Genomic DNA, 25,916 nt, shown 5'->3' with positions numbered 1-25,916 from the left:
GTATTTGTGGCGGACGCGCTCTATGCCTCCGGCGAAGCGATCCTTCCGCCGTCTCCGCCGATTCCGGTAACGATCACTTGTTCAGCGGCTGCTGACGCATCCAGCAATGAGGCCTGGCCCTGCCCACCTTGTTCGTTTCCATCCCTGACATCACCCCACACCTATATCTTCGCGAAGTCCTCGACCTGCGCCCTGATCGCGACCTCGGTCGGCAAGCGCTCCATCGAACTTGCGCCGTAAAAGCCGTTGCAACCCTTGCAGCGGGCGAGCACATAGGCCGCATCCGCGGGCATGGCGATCGGCCCGCCATGGCAGAGCACGATGACGTCGTCGCGGACTGACCTTGCGGCATCCGACCATGCGTTGATCTTCTCCACGCATCCATCGAGCGTCAGCGCCGTTTCAGCGCCGATCGCGCCGCCCTTGGTCAGGCCGAGATGGCAGACGACGATATCAGCGCCGGCTTTGGTCATGGCAACGGCGTCCTCACTGCTGAAGACATAGGGTGTGGTCAGCATGTCCTTGGCGTTGGCGCGGGCGATGATATCGATTTCCAGATCGAAGCCCATGCCGGTCTCTTCGAGATTGGCACGAAACGTGCCGTCGATCAGCCCGACGGTCGGAAAGTTCTGGATGCCGGCAAAACCCATTGCCTTCAGCTCGTCGAGGAAGTGATCGGGCAGCATGAAGGGATCGGTGCCGTTGACGCCGGCAAGCACCGGCGTGTGGCGCACGACCGGCAGGACTTCGCGGCCCATCTCCTTGACGATCTCGTTGGCATTGCCATAGGCGAGCAGGCCGGCAAGCGAGCCGCGTCCGGCCATGCGGTAACGGCCGGAATTATAGATCACGATCAGATCGATGCCGCCTGCCTCCTCGCTCTTGGCGGAAAGGCCGGTGCCGGCGCCGCCGCCGATGATCGGCCGGCCCTCGGCGATCTTGCGGCGAAGCTTGTTCAGAATGTCGTTTCTGTCGATGGGGGTCAAAACTCTCTCCTCACGCATGAATGTCATGGAAGCTGGCAACGAGTGCGGCAGCGAATTCCGGGCTGTTGATATGGGCGTCTATCTCGACGAGGCGCCTGTTCGGCGCGTCGCGCCAGCCGGCACGAATGGCGGAAAACAGCGCCTCGTCGGCTTCGGGATCATGGAATGGCTGACCGGCAGCATCGATCGCCGAAACGCCCTGAAGCGGCAGCAGGACGCGAACCGGACCCTGCATCCGGTTGAGCCGTTCGACAATGAAAGCACCGATCCTGCGGTTTTCCTCCGGGGTGGTGCGCATCAGGGTCACCTGCGCATTGTGGACGTGAAGCCTGCGGTCGCGGAACGGCGCCGGCACGGTTTCCCGCGCTCCGAAATTCACCATATCCACGGCGCCGACCGAGCCGACATAGGGCAGGCCGGTGCGGATAATGGCGCCGAAGCGATCCTCGGTCGCCGGAAAGACACCGCCGATGAGAAGGTCGGGCACCTCCGTCGTCGTCACGTCGATCACGCCCTGCAGCAGACCGGAATCGGCAAGCTTCTCCATCGACTGGCCACCGACGCCGGTCGCATGGAAGACGTAGATTTCATGCGTCTTGCCGAGCAATTCGCGGAGCTGGGTGACGCAGGAGGTGGTGACGCCGAACATGGTCATGCCGATGCCCGGCCGATCATCGCTGGAGACGGGGATGGGGTTGCGGGCCATGCCGGCCGCCGCATTTGCCGCATTGCCGATTACCTTGCGCGAGATGGCGTTCAAGCCGGCGATGTCGACGACCGAATACATCATGGTGAGATCATTCGGGCCGACATAGGGCGCCACATTGCCCGAGGCGACCGTCGAGACCATCAGTTTCGGCAGGCCGATCGGAAGCGTTCGCATCGCCTCCGTCACCAGCGCGGTATTGCCGGTGCCGCCAAGGCCGAGCACGGCGCCGATGTCGTTGCGCGATTTCAGGAATGCCGTCAGCGCTTTGGCCATGGCCGAAACCGCCGTTCCCCGATCGACCTGCCCGAGCACGGCCGCAGGTCCCTCAGGATGAAATGCGGCGACGTCGCGCGCCTGGACATCGGCGCCGGCGCCTTCCCCAAGCGTTCCGACATCGACCAGAACGGCATCGGTTCCGGCCGAAAGAACCACCTCCCTGGCGTAGCTCAGTTCAGCGCCTTTGGTGTCGCACGTGCCGACGATATAGACCTTTCCCATTGGTTTTCCCCCCTTTTTGCTCGGTCTCCGAGGTTCTTACGATAAAATTTCCAATTTCGTATTTTCCATATTGTATATTCTTCCGTATATTGCATACTTAAATTATGAATGCCAGACGGAAATGGAGACCATGAACGCACCGCGCCACCTCACCCTTCGCGAGCGGATCTACGAGGAAATCGTTCGCCTGATCGTCTCCGGCGAGCTGCCGAGCGGCGTCTCGATCGACGAAAAGGAGCTGACGGAACGCCTGCAAGTCAGCCGCACGCCGTTCCGCGAAGCGATCGGCACGCTCGCCAAGGAAGGGCTGATCGAGATCAAGCCTTATCGCGGCTTCTTCGTGCGCAGCTTCACGTCGAAGGAGATCGACGACCTTTACGATCTGCGCAAGACGCTCGAATGCTTCGCCGTCGAGCTTGCCGTGCCGCAGATGAGCGACCGGCATATCTCCGGCTTCGAGCGTATTCTGGATGAGGCGGTGGCCGCATTGCGTCGAGGCGACATGGAAACCTACGGCATTCGCGACAAGGAGTTTCACGAGACCATCGCCGAGCTTTCTGGAAGCGCGCCGCTGATCGAAACGCTGGCACGGCTCGCACTGCAGATCCAGATCTGCCGCTCGATCGCCAATGAGAGCCGCGATTTGGCCGAAAGGGCAGCCGAAGAGCGCGATCAGATCCTGCAGGCGTTCCGGGCGCGCGACATCCCGCGCGCAAAGGCGTTGATGCATGCGCATATCAGTGATGTCCAGCAAGCCGTCATGGCGCGCTTTCAGAAGGGTTAGCTGGAGGGAATGAAGGAGAGGGAGGTCTCCTTTACAACAATCGAAAAACGTGGCCGTGGAGCGGCCCGGAGGAGGGAGCAATGCTGAAATTTCTTGCCCGCTGCACGGCTAGTGGCGATGATCGCCGCAAGTTCGCTGGCGCATGCCGAAACCCTGAAAATGTGGGGTCCCGAACAGATCACCGAACCGCTGGTGGCGCTGCTCTGGAACGGCATCAAGGCCGATTTCGAAAAGGCCAATCCCGGCGTGACCGTCGAATTCATGCCGCCAACCGGGACGATCAGCAACGGCGCGGTGCAGGCGGCGATCCAGTCGGATGCCGGCCCTGATGTGATCCTCACCAATTCCGGCATCGGCCGCATCAGCGTCGTCAGGAATGCCAAGCAGGTTATGCCGCTTACCGAGCAATATGAAAACCGCGGCTGGAAGGATGAGATCTATCCCTGGCTCTACACCGAGCTGAAGGGCCAGTTCGGTGGCGAGATCTACGAGGTTCCTGATGGCCTTGATGCGCTTGGCATTTGGTATCACAAGGATGTTTTCGAAAAGGCCGGCTGGAAGATCCCGGCGACCTGGACCGAATTCGAAGCACTGATGAAATCGATCGGTGAGACTGGTCTGCAGCCGATCGCCATCGGTCCCCGTACCACCGGCAGCGCCGGCCACCTCTTCGGCAACCTGCTGCAATCTGCGAGCGGCAAGGAGGTAATCGGCAAGGCACTGCGCCGCGAGATCGCCTGGGACGATCCTTCGGTCGCCGCCGGCGCCGTCCGGCTGCAGAAGCTGGTCGAGGCGGGCGACATCAAGAAGGAAATGGCCGGCCTCGATCTCGATGGCGCCTCCCGCCTCTGGTTCAACAAGCGCGCGGCGATGTTCGTTGCCGGCCCGTGGTTCACCGCCAATGCCCGCAAGGCCGGCTATGACCTCGCCAATGCCGGTTACGCGCCCATGCCTTCCGACATCAAGGGTGCGGCGATACCGACCGGCGGCGTCGGCTGGAGCTGGCTGGTGCCGGTCAACTCCAGGCAGCCGGAACTCGCGATGAAATGGATCGACTTCATGCTGTCCGATGCGGTGATGAAGAAACGCGCGCAGGATCCGGCAAGCACGATGATCTATCCGCGCGAAATCCCCGGCGTCGAGCCGCCGACGCCAGTGCTGAAGGACATCTTCGCGGCCGCCGCCGGCGGCGTCGGCTACAATCCGAGCGTCTATCTGCCCGGCCCCGTGCTCGACACCTACTTCCAGGTCATCCAGGGCCTGATCTCCGGCCAGATCGGCGGCGAGGACGGCATGAAGCAGATCCAGGCGAAGATGGCAGAGGCGAAATAGTGGTCATTCCAGAAACGCTCGGAAGCAAGGTCGTGGCTCCTCTCAGGGATGCGCCTGGCGTAGCGGGACATACGGGCGGCATGTCCGCCCGTATGTCCGAACGCCGGGCGACCGGGGCTGCCTCATCTGACTCATCCGGTGGCGATGCCAGCACCGCATTGTGGCTGATGGCGCCGGCGCTCGCCCTTTATGCCGCCTTCACCCTGCTGCCGATCGCCGCCACCTTCTGGCTGAGCTTCAACAGCTCGGCCGGCTTCAATACCTCCGCCAACTTCGTCGGCTTCGACAACTACGCCAAGGCCGCACACGATCCGATCGTCTGGAAGAGCCTCGTCCATACCTTCCTCTGGCTCGCCTATCATGTGGTGATGGCAGGTGGGCTCGGCCTTATGCTGGCGCTTGCCGTCAGCAGGCTGCGTATCACCCAGGTCTTCTTCCGCACCGCCTTCTTCCTGCCGCATCTGGTGTCGCTGGCGGTGGTCGGCGTCATCTGGGCCAATATCTACGATCCATTCTTCGGCCTGCTGAATACGGCGCTGACGCGCATCGGGCTCGGCGCCTTCACGCAAGGCTGGCTTTCCGATCCCGCTTTGGTGCTCTTTTCCGTCAATGTCGCAAGCTCGTGGCAGGGTTTCGGCCTCTACATGCTCCTCTTCATCGCCGGTCTGCAGAATATCGACCACTCGCTCTACGACGCGGCCGAAGTGGACGGCGCCAATGCCTTCCAGAAGTTGATCTACGTGACGCTGCCGGGGCTTCGTGAGGTGACGACCTTCGTCGTCTCGCTGGCGATGATCAACGGGCTGAAGGGCTTCGCCACGGTCTTCGTCATGACCAATGGCGGGCCGTTCTACCAGAGCGAGCTGATCACCACTTACATCTACCGGCTTGCCTTCCAGTCCCAGGATCACGGGCTTGCGGCGGTGCTCTGCATCCTGCTCAGCCTGCTTGCGATCGCCATCACCATCCTCTTCAACCGCTGGCGCGCGAGGCTTTCGCAATGAGTGTCCGCAATCGCGAATGGCCGGTGGCGCTGGCCCTGACCCCGGCACTGATCCTGATCCTTGCCCCCTTCGTCTGGCTGGTGGTCTCGAGTTTCAAGACCGAGGCCGAGATCGGCCAGGCCGACCCCTTCACCTGGCCCGCCGACCTGATGTGGCGGAACTATCTGGATGCATGGCAGATCGGCGGGTTCGGCGAACTCGTCGGCAACAGCCTCATCAATCTCATCGGCGTCGTCGCCCTGTCGCTAATCACCTGTGCGCCGGCCGGCTATGCGCTTGCCAAGATCCGTTTTCCCGGCCGGGAATGGCTGTTCTACGCCTTCATCCTCGGCTTGACCGTGCCCGTCCAGGCGATCGTCATCCCGCTCTATCAGGTGCTTTTCGGGCTGAACCTCGTCAACACGCTTGCTGGTATCGTGCTGGTGCAGGTCAGCAACGGCATTCCCTTCGGCATATTCCTGATGCGGAGCTTCTTCATCGGCGTGCCTGATGATCTGATCGAGGCCGCCAAGATCGACGGCGCCTCGCATCTGCAGATCCTCACCAAGGTCTTTCTGCCGATCTCGACGCCGGCGGTGCAGGCGCTCGTCATCATCAGCGCGCTCTCCACCTGGAACGATTTCTTCCTGCCGCTGATCGTGCTGATCAGTCCCGAGGTGCAGACGCTGCCGCTCGGGCTCGTCCGCTTCGCCAGCACCTATGCTTCCGATTACCGCCTGGTTTTTTCCGGGACCGTCATTTCATTCCTGCCGATCATTCTTCTCTACATCCTGATGCAGCGCCGCTTCACCGAGGGGCTAACGCAGGGGGCAATCAAGGGCTGACCATGTCGCATCATGTCCAGCGGGAAATCCGCTACAATTTCGAATTCGATCACCGCATCAAGGCTTGCTTCATCGGCGCCGGGGGTCATGCCTATCGCAATGTCTATCCGGCACTGCGTTACGCGCCGGTCGAGCTTGCCGGCATCTGCGATCTCGATCTCGGCCGCGCCGAGAAATTCGCAAAACTCTTCGGCGCCGGAAAAGCCTATACCGACCATCGCGAGATGCTCGAACGGGAAAAGCCTGAGCTGGTCTTTCTCGTCACCGCCTATCATCCCGACGGCCGGCTGCAGGCGACCGACCTGGCGCTCGACGCGCTTGCATCAGGCGCTCACGTCTGGATGGAAAAACCGACGGCGGCAAGCCTTGCGGACATCGAAAGGCTGCAGGCGGCAAGTAGCGCGGCCGGCCGCATGGTGATGACCGGCCTGAAGAAGACCTTTTTCCCCACAATCGAAAAGCTCAAGGATCTGATCGGCTCGCCGGGTTTCGGCCGGCTGACCTCGATCAATGTCCGCTATCCCCAGAGCCTGCCGAGGCAGGAAGACCGCGCCGATCTCGTCAAGATGCAGAGCTTTCTCGACCATATCTACCATCCGGGCGCGATCCTCAACTTCCTCGGCGGCGAGATCGAACGGGCTGGTTATGAATGGGAAGCGTCGACGGGCGCGACCGTCACCAGCCTGCGCTTCCGCTCCGGGGCAATCGGCACGCTGCATCTTGCCGCCGGCCAGTCGGGCGGCAGCATCTTCGAGCGGGTCGAAATCATCGGCGAAGGCGCCAACGCCATCGTCGAAAACGGCAGCCGGCTGACCTACTTCCGCAAGGCCGACTTGCCGTCCTATGGCCGTGCCGCGAGCTTCATCCAGCCGGACGAGAATGCGGCGCTGTTCTACGAGCCGGAGCATTCGCTCGGCCAGCTCTACAACAACAACCTGTTTTATCTCGGTTATGTGCCCGAAATCCTGCATCTGACGGATGCGATCCTCTCCGGCACGCCGATCTCCAGGGGCACGCTCGAAATCGCCCGCGAGATCATGAAGCTCTTCGAATTCTACAGACGCGCGGATGCCGGCGTCACCACCAATCTCTGACAGGGGAGCGACAGCCTTGACCGATACCGATGTCATTTTCAGGAAAGCCGGCGGCGAATTCATGCCCACCAGCTGGGGCGAACTCAATTGGAAGATCACCGGCGACGGCACGCCCGGCGCCGAGATGACCTTCGGCACCTGCCGGATCAATCCCGGCGAGCGCAACCAGTTGCACTCGCATCCCAATTGCGAGGAAATTCTCTACGTCGTTTCCGGCCACTGCGAGCACAAGCTCGGCGATGCGCTCTACCGTCTCGAAGCCGGCGACGCGATCCGGATACCCCGCAATATCAGGCACTGGGCGCGCGCGCTCGGCGCCGAACCGCTCTTCGCCTTGATCATGTTCTCCTCCGGCGCCCGGACGGCGGTCAATCATGAAGGCGAGGGTGCGGCCTGAAATCGTCCTGTTCTCGTGGGGGAGGGAAATATCATGGCGTCGATTGCGCTTCACAACATCCGCAAGTCCTACGGCAACCTGCCTGTTATCCACGGCGTCGACGTCGATATCCAGGATGGCGAATTCATCGTACTCGTCGGACCGTCCGGCTGCGGCAAGTCCACGCTGCTACGCATGATCGCCGGCCTGGAGACGATCTCGGGCGGCCGGCTTTCGATCGGCGGCCGCATGGTCAACGACCTGCCGTCGAAGGAGCGCGACATTGCCATGGTGTTCCAGAGCTATGCGCTCTATCCGCATCTGACGGTGGCCGAGAATATGGGCTTTTCCCTGAAGCTGCGCGGTACGGCCAAGGACGAGATCGGCCACCGGGTGCAGTCCGCCGCAAAAACCCTTGCACTGGAACCCTATCTCGACCGCCTTCCGCGTCTTCTCTCGGGCGGCCAGCGCCAGCGCGTTGCCATGGGCCGTGCGATCGTGCGCGATGCGAAAGTGTTCCTCTTCGACGAACCGCTTTCCAATCTCGACGCCAAGCTGCGCGTGGCGATGCGCGCCGAGATCAAGGAGCTTCACCAGCGGCTGAAGATCACCACCGTCTATGTCACCCATGACCAGACCGAGGCGATGACCATGGCCGACCGCATCGTCGTGATGCGCGACGGCATCGTCGAGCAGATCGGAACCCCGCTGGAAATCTATGATCGCCCCGCAACCACCTTCGTCGCCGGCTTCATCGGCATGCCGGCGATGAACCTGCTCAGGGGCCGCATCCAGGCCGACGCGCCTTCGATCTTTCGCACCGAAAGCGGCGTCGCCATGCCGCTGTCGCTGAGTCCCGGGACGGCCGATCCCGGCGAAGAACTCATCTATGGGATCAGGCCGGAACAGTTCGTCATCGCCGATGAAGGAACACCGGCGAAGGTCGTGGTCGTCGAGCCCACAGGCGCGGACACGCAGGTCGTTGCCCGGATCGGAGAGGAAAACGTCAACATGCTGTTTCGTGAGCGCATTGCCGTAAGGCCGGGCAATACGATCCGTTTCGCCTTGCGGGCCGCCAGCGACCATCTGTTTTCGGTGGCAACCGGCAGGCGCCTTTCCATAGCGGGCGCCTGAAGCGGCCGTTTTCCTTAGCTTTGCCAAGGCTCTGCCACCTACCGATTTCAATTGAAGCCGTAAGCTTAAATTTCGGCGCCAGGTTTTGACCTAACGGTTTCACGCAGGCAGGAGTGGGGCGTCTTCAACGTCGCGCCGCGAGAAAATTTAGACTTCATCAAAGAATGTAAGCCAACCTATTCGAAATTTTATGGAAAACGATATTGGCTTGGCAAATTCTGATCGGCAATGTGGCTGCCGTTTCGCTCCTCATCTCGGTTTGGATGCGCGTCGGGTCCGGAAACGAGTTGGCGTGCGATGGAAAAAAGTCGGGGTCGATGGCGCGCTCATCTAATCGAGGTTCCATAAATCAACGATATGCTGCAATCGCCTGGTCGATGGTTCGAATCCTTTCAAGAGCGCTAAGAAAAAAACCAACCATTCAGGTGCGCCAAGTAGGCAACAAACGCTAACAGGCCATGTCGAGCTCGGCCACCAAGTTCTGCGATCCGCCTACGAAATTCCTTCTTGCCAGGCTTGGTAGACCGTTCTGACGCCGGGATGAAAACCCAGGCTGCGGGCGAGGGACGTATCGACATGCAGGTACCAGGGATTTGAGAGAGGTTCGCAACTTGAGTCCAACCGGGACCCCACCATGCCCGCGAGTTCGTAGATGGAGGTAGGCGCCTCGTCGGCCAAGTTTACCACGTGCCGATCAAAGGCACCCTCCAGCGCCAGCGTGACTGCTCGTGCGATGTCACGATGGTGGATCGTGCTCATGCGCTGAGCCGGGTGCCAGGTGCTGATGTGCTCGGGCAGAGATTCAAGATGTCCGTCACCATCGCCATAGACAAATGGGAAGCGAAGGATCGACCAGTTCAACCCGCTTTCGCGCAGTTCTTTCTCCGCGGCCACCTTGCTCGCGGGATAGGCGTGCTGTGGCTCGACCGGATCTTCTTCCCTTCCCGGATGCGGATTGTCCTTGTTGTAGACATGGCTGGTGCTCGACATGATGAAACGGGCGTCGGGTGCGTGGGTCTTCACCGCAGCGATCAAGTTGCGTGTGCCATCGAGGTTGCTTTTCCAGATGAGATCGGTGTCTTGTGTGCGAAATACGGCGGCCAGGTGCACTATAGCGGAAACTCCTCGCACGGCGCTCGTCAGGGTCGAAGGGTCGAGGATATCGCCCATCACGGCTTCTAGTCCTTCAGCGCAGCTCTTGCCCGCCCGAAGCAGGGCTCGGCAAGCATAGCCGGTCTCCACCAACCGCGGCAGAAGCCGCTCGCCAACCAGCCCGGTGGCTCCGGTGATCAATACGGACATTTACTCAATCCTTTCGCAACAGGGCCTGCAGTCGCTCGGTCGCTGATTTGAGGACACGGATGGTCGTGGCCAGGTCGGCCTCGTCGATCCCGCCGAAGGCAGCGTCGTGAATGAAAGAAAGATCAGGAATTCTGCGCCACAGCGCCTCCCCTGCGGCTGTCAGCTTCAGCAGACGTTGACGCTGATCGCCTCCATCCGCGGTCTGCGCGACCAGATCCTTGCGGACGAGCGTGGCGATGATTCCGCTCAAGGTCGCGCGTTCAAGTTCGAGTGCGCGACCGAGGTCTCGCTGGACGGACGAGCCGTTGTTGACGAGATACCAAAGCACATACCATTGCGTGGATCCCAGATCGAAGGGCCGCAGACGCTCGTCCATGAGAGCCCGGCCAGCGAAGTAACATCGCTTCGTCCATGCCCCCACGGAAGGATTTCTGGTGTCCGCCTGATCGTGCATGGAAAAGCCCTACCCATTTCGTTCGCTACCATACGATAATTGCAAGGTAGCGAACGAATGTCAACGGGTTCGGATGAGGTAATCTCAGAGTGCTGAGCCAGAAAGCTCGACAGCGTCTTCGACGAAAGCGGCGCGATGGAGCGGGCAATCCAGACGACCATCCACGATACGGCAACGGCTTCAAGGTAGCCGGGATCCTCCGTCAGCTCCGCTGTGCCTGGCAGTGCCGGTCACGACAGCGATGTTAGGCGGATGCTATCGCCACCGCTTCACATGGTCGACGAGTGCACGCAGTTTCGGAGCGAGATTGCGCCGGCTGGGGTAATAAAGAAAGAAGCCGGCAAACGGAGGGCAATAGTCCTGAAGGAGAGGGACCAGTTGACCGGATGCGACATAGGGTTTGAACGCCTCTTCCATACCGAAGGTGATGCCGCCGCCGGCACAGGCTGTGCGGATCATAAGCCACATGTCGTTGGTGGTGATCTGGGGGGCGACAGCCACGTCAAACTCGCGCCCCTTTTCACCGAATTCCCAGCGATAGGGTGCGCTGTGTGGCGCTGGACGCCAACCGATGCACCGATGCGCTGAGAGTTCCGAAGGATGCTTGGGCCTACCGAAACGTTCAATGTAGGACGGCGCGGCGAAGGCGCCCTGGCGCTGGTCGCCCGAGACTGGAACGGCAAACATATCCTGATCGATGACCTCGCCCAACCGCACCCCCGCGTCGTAGCCTTCCGCCACGATATCGAATTCCTCGTCCGTGACCGTCACGTCGATCTGAACTGAGGGAAAGGCATCCGCGAAACGCGCCAGAAGCGGCCCCGAAATGAACTGCTCGGCGATGGACGACACTGCCAGCCTCAACAGTCCGCTCGGTGCGCTGTCGCGGTCCGCCGTCGTGTCGAGCGCCAGTCCGACTTCGGAAATCGCTGGCGCCACCCGTTGATACAGTTGTTCGCCGGCCTCCGTGAGACTGACACTGCGCGTCGTGCGCCGCACGAGCGCGACGCCCAGCCGATCTTCAAGACGTCGGACAGCCTGGCTGACCGCTGGTCGAGTGACGCCCAGATTCTCCGCGGCCACACGAAAGCTGCGCGCTTCGGCGACAGCCAGGAAAACGGAAATGCCATTCAGATCGATCGCCATTGGTTAGATAGATTTACCAGAGTGGTCATCATTGGGCAAATTGTCCGATCTCATCAAGGCGCCTACCTTAGATCATATTGGGACGACACGGGCTTCACCGCCGATGGCGATTTCGTCGATGCCAACACACTGCACCATGGCGGCATGATCTTACGACGTCAGCCAGCAACGCCTTGACATAACCAGTTGACAGGGGCGGCGCCCACTCAGTGCCGCCCTGTCATTGCGACCTGTCCACTTCTCGGAGGAGGTTGATGAAGGCTCGTAGTGGTGACGGCATGTGCCGGCTGCTCGGGTAATAGAGCGCCAGGCCCGGCGTCGGCGGGCACCATTCATCAAGTACGGTGCGTAACTGGCCGGACGTCAGAAACGGCAGCGCGAAATGGTCGGGCACATAGGCGATACCGCGTCCGTCCACCGCCGCCTGCACGAGAAGATCATTGTCGTCGAGGGTGAGGTTGCCCTGGACGTCGATCGCCACTTCGGCGCCGCGCTTTGAGAACTCCCAGCGATAGCGCTTTCCGCTCGGCAGACGTTGGCGGATGCAGCAATGGGCGTCAAGGTCGTCGGGCGTATGCGGTGTTGCTCTACCCTCGAGGTAGGACGGCGCTGCCACGGCGATGAAACGCACGTCGCCGCCGAACTTTACCGCGACCATGTCTTTCGGAACCGCTTCCAGTAGGCGGATGCCGGCATCGAAGCCCTGTTCCACGATATCGACGAGCCGGCCTTCCGATACCAGATCAAGCTCGACATCGGGATAAAGATCGAGAAAGCGCGGAACGACGTCGGTGAGCAGGATACGGGCGCCGCTCTTGTTCGCATTGATCCGCAGCGAGCCGCTTGGGGTGCCGCGCTCCTCCGACAGGGTATCGAGTGCTTGATCGAGATCCTGCAGAACCGGGTCGAGTCGTGCGAGCAGGCGCGCGCCGGCCTGCGTCAGCGATACGCTGCGTGTCGTCCGATTGAAGAGTCGGACGGCCAGCTTTCCCTCCAGAGCGATAATCGCATGGCTAAGGGCGGACCGCGAAACGCCCATGACGTCGGCCGCCCTGCGGAAGCTCTGATAATTTGCGACCGCGGCAAAGGCGGCAAGGTCGTTCAAGCTGGGGCGCACCATTCGTGAATTATTCTCACCATCTCATCTCAAATTGAGGATCTTATATCACCAGTTTGGCCGATCTAAATTCGCAAATGAAAAGATAAAGGAGATCACATGCCAACAACATGGTTCATAACCGGCACTTCCTCGGGACTTGGTTTCGAGATGACGCAGCAGCTGCTTGCCCAGGGGCACAAGGTGGTCGCAATCGCTCCGCCGCCCGGGACCGCTGACGCAACTCAAGCAAGAATATCGTGATCGCCTGGATATCGTTCTGCTCGATCTGGTCAAGCCGGAAAGCATCGCCGCCGCCGTTGAAGGAGCCTTCCAGCGGCACGGCCGCATAGACGTGATCGTCAGCAACGCGGCTTACGGTCTGTTTGGTGCTGCGGAAGAGCTCACGAATGAAGAGATCGATCGGCAGATCGCCACAAACCTCACAGGGTCAATCCATCTGATCCGTGCCGCACTGTCTCGTCTTCGCCTGCAAGGCGGTGGGCGGATCGTTCAAGTCTCGTCCGAAGGCGGGCAGATCGCGTATCCAGGCTTCAGCCTGTATCACGCGACCAAGTGGGGCATCGAGGGGTTCCTCGAATCCGTGGCACAGGAAGTGGCTCCGTTCGGCATCGACATCATCATCGCCGAGCCGGGGCCGACCGGCACGAATTTCGGAGCCAATCTCGTCAGCGCGACACCAATGGATATTTACGATGACACCCCCGCCGGCGCCGTGCGCCGGGCGATCACCGGGGGTAGCTTTGAGATCAAAGGGGATGCGGCGCGCACCGTGTCCGCAATCATATCAGCCGCCGAGAGCGAGAAGCCACCGCTGCGGCTGACGCTGGGCAGCACGGCCTATTCCTCTATCTCACATGCGCTTTCCGCTCGGCTGTCCGCCCTTGAGGCACAGCGAGACGTCGCAGATTCCGTCGACAGGCAGGATCTGTGAACCGCAGCGGTCCGGAAACACAGACCTCATGAACAGGAAGGAAACAACATGTCCATCCGACCAGGCGTGTTGGCGCTCGCCTTCAGCATATCGTCGTCCGCCTTCGCACAGACCGCCACGGAGAACCAGGTCGTAGGCACCTGGCGCATGGTGTCGGCGACCATCGATCCCGGCGGCAAAAACATCGCTGCCTATGGAGAAAAGCCCAATGGTCTTCTCGTCTTCACTCCCGACATGCACTTCGTGGAAGTTCTGACCGACGCCGACGTCCCGCGGTTTGCTTCCAATGCTCGCGGCGAGGGGACGGACGACGAAAATCGCATGGCCATGTCACGCAGCATCGGGTTCTTCGGCACCTACACCGTCGATGAGAAAGGAGAATTCAGCGGAAACCATGTCGAAGGGGCGACATTTCCGAACTGGGTTGGCAGCATACGAACACGCAACGATCTGACGCTTGTCGTAACCGGCGACCGGATGAGCGAACAGTTTCGCAGGCCGGAAGGCACCGAAATCAGAATTGAGTGGCAGCGCGTCAAATAAGGAAAGAAAGCCGTGCCTAAGGCAAGCTCCCCAACTTTGCGAGCTTCGCCCTTCCAAACCGCCTGAGTACGAAGTCGATGCAGAGCAAGAAAGCGATGCTCATCGATCGTCCTTCCATGTTCAAGGCATCAACCGCCCCAACCGCATTGCCTTTTTCGACGGCTCGGATCATGACACGCGCCGCTTTCGCAGCAGGAGGGAATGGTCCCTCCGGCTGCTTCATGCGTCATCGCAGTCCGATCCTTGACGGTTCCGCGCTGAGTGCGTGTTCAAACAACGTTTTTCCTGGACCGGAAAGCCACTGTTCCAATCTCAACATAGGTCCGAACTCACGTTCGAGGGCAGCGATGTCTGCGATTCCCGCGACCACGCCGTTGTCGACGAGCGCAGTCAGCCGTTTCAGAAAGTCGTTCTCGCTCAGCAATTCCTCGGAAAACCGCTGGTAGCGGATAGGACGTCCAGCGGCACGCGAGAAGGCCTCTTGCAGATCCTTGCCTGTGATGTCTTGTCCCGACAGTTCTATCACCCGGCCGGCATGGAGGTCTGGCTGGCAAAGGATCTGCGCGTTGATGCGACCAAGATCATGGAGTGCTATCATCTGCATCGACTGATCCGGCCGCATGAAATAATTGAAAACGCCGGTGTTCAAACCCATTCCCGGGAGCATCATCATTTCCATGAAGCTGGCTGGGCGGGTGATTGTCGTGGTGATGGGCAAGCTGCGGACATAGTCCTCGATGCGAGACTTGCTGTCGAAATGACCCATCCCGGTGTGGCCCTTGCCCGCAGCTCGGGTTGAGGAATAGACGAGATGAGCAACGCCATTGGACACCGCGCTGTCAGCAACAGACTTGCCCTGCTCCACTTCCTGTTCATCCGTAAGCAATCCCGATGGGGAGCTCGTCTGCACGCTGAACACGGTACGGATTCCTTTCATCGCGTGGTCGATCGATGCGCGATCGAATAGGTCACCCACCGCCAGGCTAACCCCGTCCGCGGCGAGTGACTTTGCCTTTTCGCTGTATGGGTCACGAACGAAGGCGCGAACTCCTCGGCCCGCTTCGAGCAGCGCCCGTGTCACCGCTCCCCCTTGCTGGCCTGTCGCTCCGAACACGAGAAACTCTGGCGCATTTGATATGTTAGTTCTCCTTGGTAACTTACGCAGTTACCATGTGGAACAATCGGAAAACGCGCGCAAGACGGCACAATTTTGGTCCTCAGGCACACGAAGATAACCAATGGAAATGTCTGACGGAGGTCTAATGCCACGCGAGATAAACGGCCGACCTGTGATCGAAACGCCGCGAGGACCGGTTCTGACCCGTGCGCCCCCGGCAGCGTACTGGCTCGCCTTGGAGACAAATGGACGATCCTTGTCGTCTCGATGCTATCACTTTCCCCCGATGCGCCCATGCGGTTCGGCGCCCTTCGACGCGGTATCCCCGATATATCGCAGCGTACGCTGACGCTCACTCTTCGTAATCTTGAGAGGGATGGGCTCGTAGCACGGCATTATTACACCGAACTGCCTCCGCGCGTGGAATACGAATTGACCGATCGCGGAAAATCGATGCTGAAGCCGCTCGCGGGATTTACCGACTGGATCCGCGACACATGGCAAGACATCGAAGCCTCACGTAGAGAGTTCGATGAGGCCGAAGAACGTCGGATTTAGAAGAAGCTCCGATCTGCTTCTACGCAAGCTACTGACTAAATAACCGCGGGGCGAGGGCGTGTTTCGCCTTCCAGTCGTAGCTCCTCATGTAGTCGAGGAACGCACGCATGGCTGCGCTCGGGAGGCGGCGGCTGGCGTAGTATAGAAACCAGTGCGGCAAGGTGGGGCTCCAGTCGCAGAGAAGCTCCACCAGCCGGCCGGTTTGGATGTACGGCTTGGCGTAGTCATCGAAAACATGGGCTATTCCTCTGCCCGCCAGTGCAGCTTGCAGTTCGTTGTGTGCAGAACTCACCGTCAAGCGTCCAGTTGGAGTGACTTCGATCTCTTCGGTTCCCTCGTCAAAGCGCCAGGTGACGAGCGTGCCACCTGGGAAACGGCGTCTTATACAGTCGTGTCCAACAAGTTCGTGCGGTGTCTGCGGCTGTCCGCGCGTACTGATATACTCAGGCGAGGCTACGATTGCATAACGAAGCGCGGGTCCAAGCGGCAGCGCAATCATGTCCTGCGCCAGCTGCTTGCCGAACCTGACGCCGGCATCGAACCCCTGCTTCACGATATCGATGACGGCCGCATCGCTGATGATCTCGATCTTCACCTCGGGATAAACGTCCATGAAGTCGAACACGAGCGGACAAAGAAAATGATCGACCGCCGGTGCCGGCGCGTTGATCTTGAGCGTTCCGGATGGGCTATCACGCAATTCATCGACCTCTGCGATGGCGAGTCTGATGTCGCTCAACGCGGGTGCCAAACGTTCGAGGAGGCGCTGTCCTGCCTCCGTTGGAAACACGCTCCTCGTCGTTCGATTGAGGAGCCGGATACCGAGAGCCTCTTCCAGCCCATTCATCGTTTGGCTCAAGGCCGACGAAGACACGCCTCGCTCAAGTGCGGCGGCGCGGAAACCACCACAGCGCACGATGGCCACGAATACATCGAAGCTGTCCAGGCGAATAGGATCCATTGCGAAGTTTTTCTAATCAAGGCGATAAACTTAACGCAGGTTATCAGATCAATCGCCCCATGTCATGGTTGATGCCGAGCTCAACGCGGTGCTTGATGCTTGCTTTCACGGTCAATTCGACCCGTGCGAAGCGATGAAGCGACTGAGCGCCCAACACGGAGGAAAACCCGATGAGTGCCTTTACCCTCAAAAGACGTGCCATCATGCTGTCCGCTGTCGCCAGCGCATCGACCATGTTCATCCCAAACCTGGGTAGCTCCGGCAGTGCCAACGCTCAGGCCGCGTCCCCGGTCGGCAATGCCGGGCACTACCGCTTCCGCGTCGGCGAAATCAGCGCGGCTGTCTTGAGCGATGGCGTGATTGGTGGGCCGCCACGCGTTTACGCCAGCGACGCGCCGGAAGCTGAGCTTCAAGAGGTTCTGCGGCAAGCATTCCTTCCGACCGACCACATGACCCTCAACCTCAACACGCTGCTGATTGAAACCGGCGGTCGGCGGATTCTGATTGAAGCCGGCGCCGGCAAGACCATGGGCCCGAACGGTGGCCGCATCTTCGATAATCTCGCGGCGATCGGCCTCGGTCCTGCGGACATCGATGCGATCGTCATCTCCCATACTCACCCCGACCATGTCGGCAACTTAAGGACCGCGGACGGCGGCAAGGCCTTTCCCGGCGCCACGGTCTTCGTCCCGAAGGCCGACTGGGACTTCTTCGTTCGCACCGATCCGGATCTCTCCTACATGCCTGTGCCAGAGGAATTCCGTCTGCGCTTTGCGGCGAACATCAAGAACAGCCTTGGGCCGTTCAAGAACGATGTCGAGCTTTATGAAGCCGGTGCCGAGATCGTGCCGGGCCTGACGACGATCGTCGCATCCGGCCACACGCCGGGCATGGCCACCTTCCTTGTCCATTCCGGAAACGACCAGTTGCTGCTGACGGCAGACCTTGCCTACCACCCCGTCGTCAACGTCGACAATCCTTGGCTACCCGGGCCCGACCGCGATAAGGAGACGGCTCTCTCTTCGCGCCGGCGCATCTTCGACAGGGCGGCCACTGAGCGCATGCCCGTGCTTGGCTTCCACTATCCATTCCCCGGCCTCGGCCGGATGCTGAAGACCGATGGCGGCTACGCTTGGGTTCCCGCCAACTGGCAGTTCTGAAGCTCAAGGAACCAAGGAGAGATTTTATGGCAAAGTCAAACTTCAACAGACGCGGCTTCCTTGGCGCGATGGGTGCGGCGGCAACAGGGTTGGCTCTCGCCACCCACGCTACGGCGCAGACCCAGGGAACGAATGCGGCGTTGTCAGCTTCTGGAGCAAATCCGGATATATTGACTCGTACCTTGCCACGCACCGGCGAACGGGTCACAGCCCTGGGTCTTGGCACCTTCCTGACCTTCGACCTGAAGCCCGGTGGTCGCCGCGACGCTCTCCGTCAGGTCTTCGAACGGTATGTTGCCGCAGGCGGTCGCGTGGTCGACACGTCGCCCCTCTACGGCTCGGCCGAAGTCAGTGTCGGCCAGTTCATGGGCGAATTTGAACGATCCGACGAAATGTTCCTCGCTAACAAGGTGTGGTCGACGGGAGAATATCTCGGAGACGAAAGCCACGCCGTCGAAAGCTTTCGGCAGTCGTGTATGCGGACATGGCGTGACACAATCAATCTCATGCAATGCCACAGCATCACCAATGCGCCGGTCGTCATTCCGCTGATGAAGGCATGGAAGAAAGAAGGCCTCATACGCCATGTCGGCGTGACCCATCACGAGTCGGCGGCACAGGACCAGCTGTTGGCGATCGTTCAACGCGACGACGTCGACTTCATCCAGACGAACTACTCGATCTTCAACCGGGATGCAGAGCGACGCCTGCTTCCGACGGCGGCCGACAAGGGCGTCGGCGTACTCATCAACCTGCCGCTCGAAAAGGCACGGTTAATGAAGGTGGTCGAGGGACATCCACTTCCGGGCTTCGCAGCCGAGTTCGGCGCGACGAGTTGGGCGCAGTTCTTCCTGAAATGGGTCATGGCGCATCCGGCCGTCACGAGCGTGCTTTGCGGCACGTCCAACCCCGACCACATGAGTGACAATGTCCAGGCGATGACAGGACCGCTTCCCGATGAGCGCATGCGTGCCCGCATGGTCGCACATATGGAAACGATTCCCGGCTTCGGGTCCATCGGCACGATGCCGTGGTATCCCGGCAAGGAGAATATGTATTTCGGCCTTATCCGGGAGGCGCAGGCGAACGCTGCGCAGCGCCTGCAACCGTAACGGCGCGTCGATTAACCCGCCATCACACTGGGAGACCGGCCTTGCCTTCCACCAGACGCTCGCTTCTGACGGCCTTTCTGACGCTGCCGCTCGTTGAGGCGCCAAGAATGAGGGCGTTTGCGCAGGCCGCTCCCGAGCTGCCGCTCACCCCCACGTGTGACGAAGGAGACGAACTGACCCTCGAACGGGAAGCCGGTCCCTTCTTCAGACCGAACTCACCGCTCAATCGGGATCTCTATTCGGATGCACCTGGAGGCGAGCGAATAACCGTCGCCGGTTTCGTGTTTGACAATCGTTGCCGGCCGCTTGGCGGCAGCCTTATCGAAATCTGGCACGCGGACGAAAACGGCGACTATGACAGCGTGGGCTTCCGCCTGCGCGGACACCAGTTCACCGACACCCAGGGGCGTTGGTGGTTCAGCACCATCGTGCCGGCGCTTTATCCTGGCCGAACGCGTCATTTCCATTTCAAGGTCCAGCGCCCGGGTGGGCGCGTCCTCACCACCCAACTCTATTTTCCCGGCGAGGCGAGGAATGCCGGAGACAGGTTGTTTGACGAGGCGCTGCTCCTCGACATCAAGCAAACCGGTGACGGAGGGTTCGCGCGGTTTGATTTCGTGATGTAACGAAGGACGCCGCCGGACATGGCAGGGTTCAATCGCGCTCCAAATTGAAAGCCGGACGCCGAAGCACGACGTCCGGACGATGCGAGGCAAAATCAGGCGTTGAAGCCTGCATCGACACTGAGAACTGCGCCCGTAATCAGATTTGCACCTGGACCTGCCAGAAATGCGACGGCACTGGCGACTTCACTGGGCTCACCGAAGCGCCCAAGCGAGGTGAGGCTCCTCTGATAGTCAGCATTCTCCCCGTTGGCGGGGTTCATCTCCGTGTCGGTCGATCCCGGTAGAACCAAATTGACGGTGATGCCTTGAGGTCCGAGCTCGCGCGAAAGGCCCCGAGTGAACGACAGAAGTGCCGACTTCGACATCGCGTAAGCCGTGACGCCGGGGAAGGGGACGCGCTCTGCCAGGGAGGAGCCGAGAGAGATGATCCGGCCACCGGATGAAAGATGTGGGATTGCCGCCTGTGCGAACAGGACGGGCGCGCGAACGTTCACATCAAGCATGGCCTGCAGGTCGGCGAGTGCCAGATCCGCAGTCATGCCGGCGGTTCCGATGCCCGCACTGTTGACGAGGATATCAAGCCCTCCGAGTGCATCGACCGTCTGGCTGACGGCGCGACGGATGGCGTCCGGGTCGGCACTATCGGCTTGAATGGCAAGCCCGCGACGGCCTTTTTCCTCGATAGTCTTGACCACCGATGCAGCCCTGTCGGCCGAGCGATGATACGTGAAGGCGACGTCCGCGCCATTCTCGGCAAGCGCAACAGCGATCGCGGCCCCTATTCCTCGCGAGCCACCGTTCACCAAGGCGCGTTTTCCAGATAATTCCATGAATTTCCCTTTATGCAGTGATCGATGTACAAATACGTAAAGCCGTTGCAAACTTCGGTCAAGTGATTTATGCAGTGGTCGATGCACAATAACGTTTTGACATCTCCGCCGAGTTCACCGTCGCCTCGCGCTCCACGCGGTCGGCCGCGGGAGTTCGATCGCCAGGTGGCGCTTGCCACCGCCACGAGACTGTTCTGGATCAAGGGATATGAGGCGACTTCGGTCGTTGATCTGACGGAAGCGATGGGGATAGGTACGAAGAGCCTTTATGCTGCCTTCGGTTCGAAGGATGAGCTCTATGCCGAAGCGCTTAAATATTATTACACGAGCTACGAGGGGCTGGTATGGACCCGGTTCAGAAAGGCGTCGACCGCGAGGGAGGCTGCCCTCGCATTCCTCCAGGATTCCGCGATCGCCATGACCGGCGGAGATAGCGATTTACCGCACGGGTGCATGGCAACGCTCGCCACTGTGGGCAGCGAAGGACACTCCGAACTGGCCGAACTTATGCGAGCGACGCGCGCAGGCGGCTTCGATCTCCTGAAGACACGCTTTGACACCGCGAAGAGCGACGGTGATCTTGAGCCCACGACAGACACGACCAAACTGGCGAGGTTCGTGCAGATCGTCCAGAGTGGCATGGCGATCCGAGCTCGCGATGGAGCCGATCGCGCCGAACTCCATGCCGCGGCGGAATTTGCGCTTTCGGGCTGGGACAACATCACCGGTACCATCGATCAGAGCATGCAGATCAAGGGCTGACCCCTAAAAGTGATGGCCCCCCGCAACTGACTTTGAGGCTAGTCCCTTATTCAGAGCGGGAAGGACGTTCTGCGAAGCGGCTTGGCGAGCAGCCGACAGCACGTGTGAAAGCGGTGCTGAACGCGCTCGCTGACTTGTAGCCAATCGAAAAGGCGATTTCCTCCACCCTAGCCGTTCCAGATTTGAGCGCCTCCTTGGCAAGCGCCATGCGCCACCGCAACAGGTAGGAGATCGGACCGATCCCGACGACGGCACAAAAGTTCGTGGCGAAGGCAGATCGCGAGACACCGCAAAGCCTCGCCAGAGACTCGACCGTCCATTCCTGCCCAACATTTTCATGCATGGCACGAATTGCCTTGGCGGTGACCGGATCTCGAAGGCCGGCAAGCAGGCTGCGGTTGGTAGGATCGGTGGCTTGTTCCGGAAGGCCCGAGGGAGGCATTCTGAGTATTTCGACCAGCGCTAATTCGATGAGACGGAGGATTATGAACTCGCTGGCCGGCCCAGGGTCGCGGCCTTCGGATTCGATCAGCGTGAGCAAGGTGTGAAGCCGATGGAGTCTAGGCGAACGGGAGGGTATCTGAACGAGAGGCGGAAGAAGCCCCGTCACGAGGTCCTCGTTGGCTGTCGAGAACAGAAATTTGCCCATGTGAAGCGAAATCGGTGTTTCCTGACCGGAGCCCAGCTTCAACCGTCCCTCCCGTTTGGCGGCAACTGCAGCGACGCTGTCCAACGGCTCTACTTCCTGACTTGAGGCGAGCGTAAAGGGAAGCGTTGTCCGCAGCAGCACGAAGTCGCCCTTTCTCAGCGACAGCGGAGCGCAACCAGGGCGTATCAGCAGGCAATCGCCCTCTTCCAGCCAGAAAAACAACAGGTCTCCCAGCGCTGGAAAACTAAGGCCCCAGTCGCCGGCGGCGTCCACGCCGCGACCCAGAAGGGCAGCGCGCGGCCGCAGCAATCGGATAAGATCAAGAAAGGGATCCATCTTTTTGGGCTTTAGATAAAGTCTTTTGGGGTTTGCATTATGGAGCGTGCAGAAGCGATAGCATAAATTGCCGGAGGATTTCACGAGACCCCTATACCCCGGGGCCATTTCACCGGAGATTGATGATGATCAAAGTCACCGCCGCCGATATTGACCGTTTTCTTGCCGAAGACGACGACCAGCCCACCGTCATGCTGAACTTGCTTCGGTTCAAGGCCGATGGTGGGAGGCAGCGCTATCTGGACTATCTCGCGATGGCCGGTCCGATCGTCGGACGATACGGAGCTGAAATCATCCTCGCCGGCGATGGGGCGACCGCACTCTGCGCCGAACCGGGCCAATCCTGGGATGCGGTGGCGCTGGTGCGCTATCCAAACCGGTCAACTTTCGTCGAGATGATCGCCGACCCGGCCTACGCCGTTGCCGATCCAATCCGGATGTCGGCTCTGGAAGAAGCGGTGCTGCAGCCGATCCGCATTATGAGGTTATGACGGGACGGGAGAGGAAATCCCAGCGTTTCCGGTCGTTGCAGAGCGAAAGCTCGAGGAAGTTTACCCGGCACGGTCTGGAGCATACATCGCTGGCCAGTCGTATAAAGCCACAGCGCCGCGCAAACCTGGGCCGTTCTTGACCGTCTTAGGCGACCGGTCACGAAACCAGAATGTGACTGCGACGACGGTGCTGCGCGGGCGGACGGTGCTATCCAGGAATTTCGATAGCCTTGGCATAGCGCTGGGCATCAAATAGCAGGTCACCGCATCCGCGTCCGCCAGGTCGCAGGCATAGAAGTTGCTTCTCATTACCGAGACGTTGGGAAGGTGCCTGGTCCGAACCCAGGCCACGAAGCACGGGAAAGGGGAGATCTCCACCCCTTTAATATGCGCGCCGGGGAAAGCCCAATTGAGCGATCAGAAGCGAGCCCCATCCACATCCAAGATCGTAAATCACGGCCGAGCCAGAAAGGTTCGCATCGCGCAACAGAGCGATCACGTCGGCTGCTTCCGCTTCTGCGAGCGGCCATGACGGTACTCTTGTCATGGCATGGAAAAACAACAAGGAAAGACAGACCGATGAGACCGCAGCAAGCAGAACGACGGAAAAAACTTGATGCATTTTGCTCCTCTCAAAAATTGAGCTTGGCCGGGCGCTGACCGGATGGCGTTGGCCGCGATGGGATGCCCGAGGCCCGACAGCCTCAAGCAGACCAAAATAGCAATTCACGTGGGGCTCATACCCACTAAGACAGATTCGTATACCTATCGAAGCGCAGATCCTGCTAGGTCTGATCCACAGCCCCGCCGCGGTCTTCGTCGAGTGATGCGATAGACCGCTGCGGGTGGAATATTGGCTAGGGTCCACCCGACATACGTTGCTTTCAAGCCCAGGCGGTCGAGCAAGGGTCTGGCGATCGGGCATCGCGGACCGTAGATGAACTGGTAGAATGCTCCACCATGGCGAAGATGCGAGAATGCCCCTTCCAGGATAGCATGCACCTTGCGCAACGGCATCGATAGAAGAGGAAGGCCACTGACGACAGCACCCACGGGCGCTGAGGCGTGAAGCGGCAACTTGCGCAACTGAGCAGCATCGATCCGGACGGTTTTTGCGGCTGGAAAACGGCCGTCGAGTTGGTTCGCAAACTCCGCACCGTATTCGACCAGCACGAGATTTTCTTCGGCAACACCCCGTTTCAGCAATGCCTCTGTAAAGACCCCGGTTCCAGGACCCAACTCGATGACTATGCCCGTCTGCGCCGATATCTCGGCGATCATAAGAGAAGACAGCGCACGCCCCGACGGTGTAACGGAGGCGACCCGAAGGGGCGCGGAAAGCCACGCCCGAAAAAACAAAAGCGCATCAGCAGTCCTGTTCGTCATCGCTTGCTGGCTCCCGGGTGCAGGCGCATCGAATGTCGTCGCTGAAGCCGCCACACCAACGCGATGAGCAGTTCTGCGGCAACAAGCAGGACCAGTACTTTCAGCGCAAGTGCCGACGAATTGATGCCGGGCATGGCCATCACAGCGAGGTAACCGGCGGCAATGAACAGCCCGTTCCACAGAACAATGCCAACTGAGACGCCGGCGGCAAATCGCAACGCACTTGTGCCTAAAAGCCCCGCGGCCACCGGCGAGATCAACCGCACGGTGGGAATGAGTTGCGACAGGATCGTGAGCGCACGTTCCCGGTCGCGCAGGGAGGACAGTGTCCAGTCGATACGGGGTCGCGATAGTACCACCCATCCACCGACAGAGTAGAGAAGCGCTGTAGTCCGCCTTTTCCCGACTGCACGCACGAGAAGATAGAGGCCGAGAGCTCCGATGGCGCTTCCAACCGTCGTCCCGATCACGGCCGTGTGGAGTGACCAGACCTCATCGTCGGCCGCAATACCTATGGCGACCAGAACCCCATAGGAGGGAAGAGCCGGCAGGAAACGCTCTGCAAGCCCGATCGCGAAGAGACCAAATATGCCGTATATCGCAATCCACTCGATAAGATCTCCGAGGGGGTCCATAGCTTACCCCTCCCGTTTGATTGTTGCCTCGCCCTGACCGAAGAGCTCGGGATGAGGAACTTGCGCGTTGAACGATATACCCGTCAGCTTCTCTGAAATCTCCCACAGCCTATGCGCCACATGCTTTTCCATCGCCTGTCGCGGAATCTGTGCCTCGGTCGGGTGTCCACGGGTTTCGCCGAGTCTGTCGGGCCCGTAATATCCGCCGCCTCGGGCGTTTGGAGACGTCGCCGCAAACAAAGTCGGCAACGCGCCTTGCGCAACGGGCTGAAACAGAAACCATAACACCGTCCTGAGGAGGCCTTGAGCACTGTGGCGCCCAGGGCCATTATGAAGTAGATCGGTGCGCGATACGCCTGGGTGGGCGGCGATGCTGGTAACACCCCAGCCCGCGTCTTCACTTCTTCGTTGCAGTTCGAAAGCAAACATTAGACATGCTAGCTTCGACTGAGTGTAGACAGGCATCGGCTTATAATTTCGCTCCGCTTGCAGATCGTCGAAATTGATTGCGGCGCTTGCGCTTCGAACAGCAATGCTGGAAAGCGTTACGACGCGTGGGGTTTTTGCCCGCGTGAGCAACGGCAGGAGCTGGCCAGTCAAGGCAAAGTGGCCGAGATAGTTGGTGCCGAACTGCAGTTCGAAACCGTCGCTGGTCGTCTGTCGTGTTGGCGGCGTCATCACGCCGGCGTTGTTGATGAGGACGTCAATATGATCGCGCGTTTCTTTCAGTCTTTTGGCCAGCCCCTCTATCGATGCAAGGCTGGCGAGGTCGACGATTTCCAGGGTAACTGATGCCTGCGGCGCCCTTTCCTTGATGCGCCGAACGGCTTCGGCGCCTTTCGTTGGATTGCGCCCTGCGATGATCACGTCGCCACCGGCTTCAGCCAGCGCAAGCGCATCTTCGAAGCCCAGACCGCCGGTTCCGGTGATCAGGATCGTTCGGCCCTTCTGAGACGGCATATCGTCAAGTGTCCACGGTTGTGACATTGTCAGTTCCTTCTGTTTCTGCTGGGGCACGATCGTCCGCCGAAGACGCGTTGTTCGAGGGCACGCCCT

At 60.2% G+C, this 25,916-nt stretch carries 28 protein-coding genes and 2 pseudogenes; 16 read left to right on the top strand and 14 right to left on the bottom strand.

Annotated features, from left to right (window positions below):
* Positions 1 to 161: 161 nt before the first annotated feature.
* Entirely contained in the window at positions 162 to 1,004 is an 843-nt protein-coding gene (locus U5G49_RS31910; protein ID WP_193443130.1) for a phosphoenolpyruvate hydrolase family protein, read from the bottom strand.
* A complete protein-coding gene (locus U5G49_RS31905) occupies positions 997 to 2,193 on the bottom strand; it encodes a Tm-1-like ATP-binding domain-containing protein (RefSeq protein WP_193443128.1) in 1,197 nt (398 codons plus the stop codon). Before U5G49_RS31905 ends, U5G49_RS31910 begins: the two co-directional genes overlap by 8 nt.
* 130 nt (positions 2,194 to 2,323) lie before the next feature.
* Here U5G49_RS31905 and U5G49_RS31900 point away from each other — a divergent pair, with 130 nt between their 5' ends.
* The 7 genes from U5G49_RS31900 (at position 2,324) to U5G49_RS31870 (ending at position 8,741) form a co-directional block, all read left to right on the top strand.
* On the top strand, positions 2,324 to 2,977 hold the full coding sequence (locus U5G49_RS31900; protein ID WP_112908296.1) for a GntR family transcriptional regulator: 654 nt from the start codon (positions 2,324 to 2,326) through the stop codon (positions 2,975 to 2,977).
* A 117-nt stretch (positions 2,978 to 3,094) separates the two neighbouring features.
* Complete coding sequence (locus tag U5G49_RS31895; RefSeq protein WP_246288784.1) at positions 3,095 to 4,309, top strand: ABC transporter substrate-binding protein; 1,215 nt, start codon at positions 3,095 to 3,097, stop codon at positions 4,307 to 4,309.
* A gap of 80 nt (positions 4,310 to 4,389) precedes the next feature.
* Positions 4,390 to 5,313: a carbohydrate ABC transporter permease gene (locus tag U5G49_RS31890; protein ID WP_407693061.1), complete on the top strand. Its 924-nt coding sequence runs from the start codon at positions 4,390 to 4,392 to the stop codon at positions 5,311 to 5,313.
* Positions 5,310 to 6,137, top strand: coding sequence for a carbohydrate ABC transporter permease (locus U5G49_RS31885; RefSeq protein ID WP_193443124.1), 828 nt, complete (start codon positions 5,310 to 5,312; stop codon positions 6,135 to 6,137). The genes U5G49_RS31890 and U5G49_RS31885 overlap by 4 nt, the downstream gene beginning before the upstream one ends.
* Before the next feature lie 2 nt (positions 6,138 to 6,139).
* The gene (locus U5G49_RS31880; RefSeq protein ID WP_193443122.1) at positions 6,140 to 7,231 is read left to right on the top strand and encodes a Gfo/Idh/MocA family protein; all 1,092 of its coding nucleotides are present in this window, start codon (positions 6,140 to 6,142) and stop codon (positions 7,229 to 7,231) included.
* Positions 7,232 to 7,247: 16 nt separating this feature from the next.
* Positions 7,248 to 7,628 (top strand): cupin domain-containing protein, encoded by a 381-nt coding sequence (locus U5G49_RS31875; RefSeq protein WP_193443120.1) that lies wholly within the window; start codon positions 7,248 to 7,250, stop codon positions 7,626 to 7,628.
* A gap of 33 nt (positions 7,629 to 7,661) precedes the next feature.
* Complete coding sequence (locus U5G49_RS31870; protein WP_193443118.1) at positions 7,662 to 8,741, top strand: ABC transporter ATP-binding protein; 1,080 nt, start codon at positions 7,662 to 7,664, stop codon at positions 8,739 to 8,741.
* 492 nt (positions 8,742 to 9,233) lie between these two features.
* On the opposite strand, the gene U5G49_RS31865 is transcribed toward U5G49_RS31870, so the two are convergent.
* The 3 genes from U5G49_RS31865 to U5G49_RS31855 all read right to left on the bottom strand — a co-directional run bounded on the left by U5G49_RS31865 (position 9,234) and on the right by U5G49_RS31855 (position 11,643).
* A complete protein-coding gene (locus tag U5G49_RS31865) occupies positions 9,234 to 10,043 on the bottom strand; it encodes an NAD-dependent epimerase/dehydratase family protein (protein ID WP_193443116.1) in 810 nt (269 codons plus the stop codon).
* A gap of 4 nt (positions 10,044 to 10,047) precedes the next feature.
* Positions 10,048 to 10,419 carry a MarR family winged helix-turn-helix transcriptional regulator gene (locus U5G49_RS31860; RefSeq protein ID WP_246288781.1) on the bottom strand — a complete coding sequence of 124 codons (372 nt, stop codon included), beginning with the start codon at positions 10,417 to 10,419 and terminating at the stop codon, positions 10,048 to 10,050.
* A gap of 333 nt (positions 10,420 to 10,752) precedes the next feature.
* Positions 10,753 to 11,643, bottom strand: coding sequence for a LysR family transcriptional regulator (locus U5G49_RS31855; protein WP_193443112.1), 891 nt, complete (start codon positions 11,641 to 11,643; stop codon positions 10,753 to 10,755).
* A gap of 75 nt (positions 11,644 to 11,718) precedes the next feature.
* On the opposite strand from U5G49_RS31855, the pseudogene U5G49_RS31850 reads away from it, so the two are divergent.
* Positions 11,719 to 11,820, top strand: a pseudogene (locus U5G49_RS31850) (Atu4866 domain-containing protein); the annotation flags it as partial.
* Positions 11,821 to 11,863: 43 nt separating this feature from the next.
* Here U5G49_RS31850 and U5G49_RS31845 read toward each other — a convergent pair.
* Positions 11,864 to 12,763, bottom strand: coding sequence for a LysR family transcriptional regulator (locus tag U5G49_RS31845; RefSeq protein WP_193443110.1), 900 nt, complete (start codon positions 12,761 to 12,763; stop codon positions 11,864 to 11,866).
* Positions 12,764 to 12,859: 96 nt separating this feature from the next.
* Here U5G49_RS31845 and U5G49_RS31840 point away from each other — a divergent pair.
* Together U5G49_RS31840 and U5G49_RS31835 are read left to right on the top strand one after the other, a co-directional pair.
* Positions 12,860 to 13,694, top strand: a pseudogene (locus tag U5G49_RS31840) (SDR family oxidoreductase).
* Between the two features lie 48 nt (positions 13,695 to 13,742).
* Positions 13,743 to 14,237 (top strand): lipocalin-like domain-containing protein, encoded by a 495-nt coding sequence (locus U5G49_RS31835; protein ID WP_193443107.1) that lies wholly within the window; start codon positions 13,743 to 13,745, stop codon positions 14,235 to 14,237.
* A gap of 226 nt (positions 14,238 to 14,463) precedes the next feature.
* On the opposite strand, the gene U5G49_RS31830 is transcribed toward U5G49_RS31835, so the two are convergent.
* The gene (locus tag U5G49_RS31830; protein ID WP_193443208.1) at positions 14,464 to 15,375 is read right to left on the bottom strand and encodes an NmrA/HSCARG family protein; all 912 of its coding nucleotides are present in this window, start codon (positions 15,373 to 15,375) and stop codon (positions 14,464 to 14,466) included.
* Between the two features lie 273 nt (positions 15,376 to 15,648).
* Here U5G49_RS31830 and U5G49_RS31825 point away from each other — a divergent pair, with 273 nt between their 5' ends.
* A complete protein-coding gene (locus U5G49_RS31825) occupies positions 15,649 to 15,912 on the top strand; it encodes a winged helix-turn-helix transcriptional regulator (protein ID WP_246288780.1) in 264 nt (87 codons plus the stop codon).
* A 28-nt stretch (positions 15,913 to 15,940) separates the two neighbouring features.
* Here U5G49_RS31825 and U5G49_RS31820 read toward each other — a convergent pair whose 3' ends face one another.
* A complete protein-coding gene (locus U5G49_RS31820; RefSeq protein WP_193443105.1) occupies positions 15,941 to 16,873 on the bottom strand; it encodes a LysR family transcriptional regulator in 933 nt (310 codons plus the stop codon).
* A gap of 170 nt (positions 16,874 to 17,043) precedes the next feature.
* Between U5G49_RS31820 and U5G49_RS31815 the strand changes: the two genes are divergently transcribed.
* The 3 genes from U5G49_RS31815 to U5G49_RS31805 are packed head-to-tail and all read left to right on the top strand — an operon-like array spanning position 17,044 to position 19,771.
* Complete coding sequence (locus U5G49_RS31815) at positions 17,044 to 18,033, top strand: MBL fold metallo-hydrolase (RefSeq protein ID WP_193443102.1); 990 nt, start codon at positions 17,044 to 17,046, stop codon at positions 18,031 to 18,033.
* Positions 18,034 to 18,059: 26 nt separating this feature from the next.
* The gene (locus U5G49_RS31810; RefSeq protein WP_193443100.1) at positions 18,060 to 19,145 is read left to right on the top strand and encodes an aldo/keto reductase; all 1,086 of its coding nucleotides are present in this window, start codon (positions 18,060 to 18,062) and stop codon (positions 19,143 to 19,145) included.
* A 41-nt stretch (positions 19,146 to 19,186) separates the two neighbouring features.
* Entirely contained in the window at positions 19,187 to 19,771 is a 585-nt protein-coding gene (locus U5G49_RS31805; RefSeq protein WP_193443098.1) for a dioxygenase family protein, read from the top strand.
* A 92-nt stretch (positions 19,772 to 19,863) separates the two neighbouring features.
* On the opposite strand, the gene U5G49_RS31800 is transcribed toward U5G49_RS31805, so the two are convergent.
* Positions 19,864 to 20,601 (bottom strand): SDR family NAD(P)-dependent oxidoreductase, encoded by a 738-nt coding sequence (locus U5G49_RS31800; RefSeq protein ID WP_193443096.1) that lies wholly within the window; start codon positions 20,599 to 20,601, stop codon positions 19,864 to 19,866.
* A gap of 69 nt (positions 20,602 to 20,670) precedes the next feature.
* On the opposite strand from U5G49_RS31800, the gene U5G49_RS31795 reads away from it, so the two are divergent.
* The gene (locus U5G49_RS31795) at positions 20,671 to 21,363 is read left to right on the top strand and encodes a TetR/AcrR family transcriptional regulator (RefSeq protein WP_193443094.1); all 693 of its coding nucleotides are present in this window, start codon (positions 20,671 to 20,673) and stop codon (positions 21,361 to 21,363) included.
* Positions 21,364 to 21,409: 46 nt separating this feature from the next.
* Here U5G49_RS31795 and U5G49_RS31790 read toward each other — a convergent pair whose 3' ends face one another.
* A complete protein-coding gene (locus tag U5G49_RS31790; protein ID WP_284199500.1) occupies positions 21,410 to 22,432 on the bottom strand; it encodes an AraC family transcriptional regulator in 1,023 nt (340 codons plus the stop codon).
* A 41-nt stretch (positions 22,433 to 22,473) separates the two neighbouring features.
* On the opposite strand from U5G49_RS31790, the gene U5G49_RS31785 reads away from it, so the two are divergent.
* Positions 22,474 to 22,839 carry a DUF1330 domain-containing protein gene (locus U5G49_RS31785; protein ID WP_193443203.1) on the top strand — a complete coding sequence of 122 codons (366 nt, stop codon included), beginning with the start codon at positions 22,474 to 22,476 and terminating at the stop codon, positions 22,837 to 22,839.
* 382 nt (positions 22,840 to 23,221) lie between these two features.
* Here U5G49_RS31785 and U5G49_RS31780 read toward each other — a convergent pair whose 3' ends face one another.
* From U5G49_RS31780 to U5G49_RS31765, 4 genes are all read right to left on the bottom strand, one after another.
* Positions 23,222 to 23,461, bottom strand: coding sequence for a hypothetical protein (locus tag U5G49_RS31780; RefSeq protein WP_193443092.1), 240 nt, complete (start codon positions 23,459 to 23,461; stop codon positions 23,222 to 23,224).
* A 143-nt stretch (positions 23,462 to 23,604) separates the two neighbouring features.
* Entirely contained in the window at positions 23,605 to 24,225 is a 621-nt protein-coding gene (locus tag U5G49_RS31775) for a class I SAM-dependent methyltransferase (protein ID WP_193443090.1), read from the bottom strand.
* On the bottom strand, positions 24,222 to 24,860 hold the full coding sequence (locus U5G49_RS31770) for a DedA family protein (protein WP_193443088.1): 639 nt from the start codon (positions 24,858 to 24,860) through the stop codon (positions 24,222 to 24,224). Before U5G49_RS31770 ends, U5G49_RS31775 begins: the two co-directional genes overlap by 4 nt.
* Before the next feature lie 3 nt (positions 24,861 to 24,863).
* A complete protein-coding gene (locus U5G49_RS31765) occupies positions 24,864 to 25,847 on the bottom strand; it encodes an oxidoreductase (RefSeq protein ID WP_193443085.1) in 984 nt (327 codons plus the stop codon).
* Between the last annotated feature and the right edge of the window lie 69 nt (positions 25,848 to 25,916).

Origin of the sequence: Rhizobium indigoferae (assembly GCF_034554815.1) — a bacterium.
GTDB lineage: Bacteria > Pseudomonadota > Alphaproteobacteria > Rhizobiales > Rhizobiaceae > Rhizobium > Rhizobium leguminosarum.
Note: the sequence above shows the minus strand (reverse complement) of the source record. Positions and strands in the feature narration are given on the sequence as shown.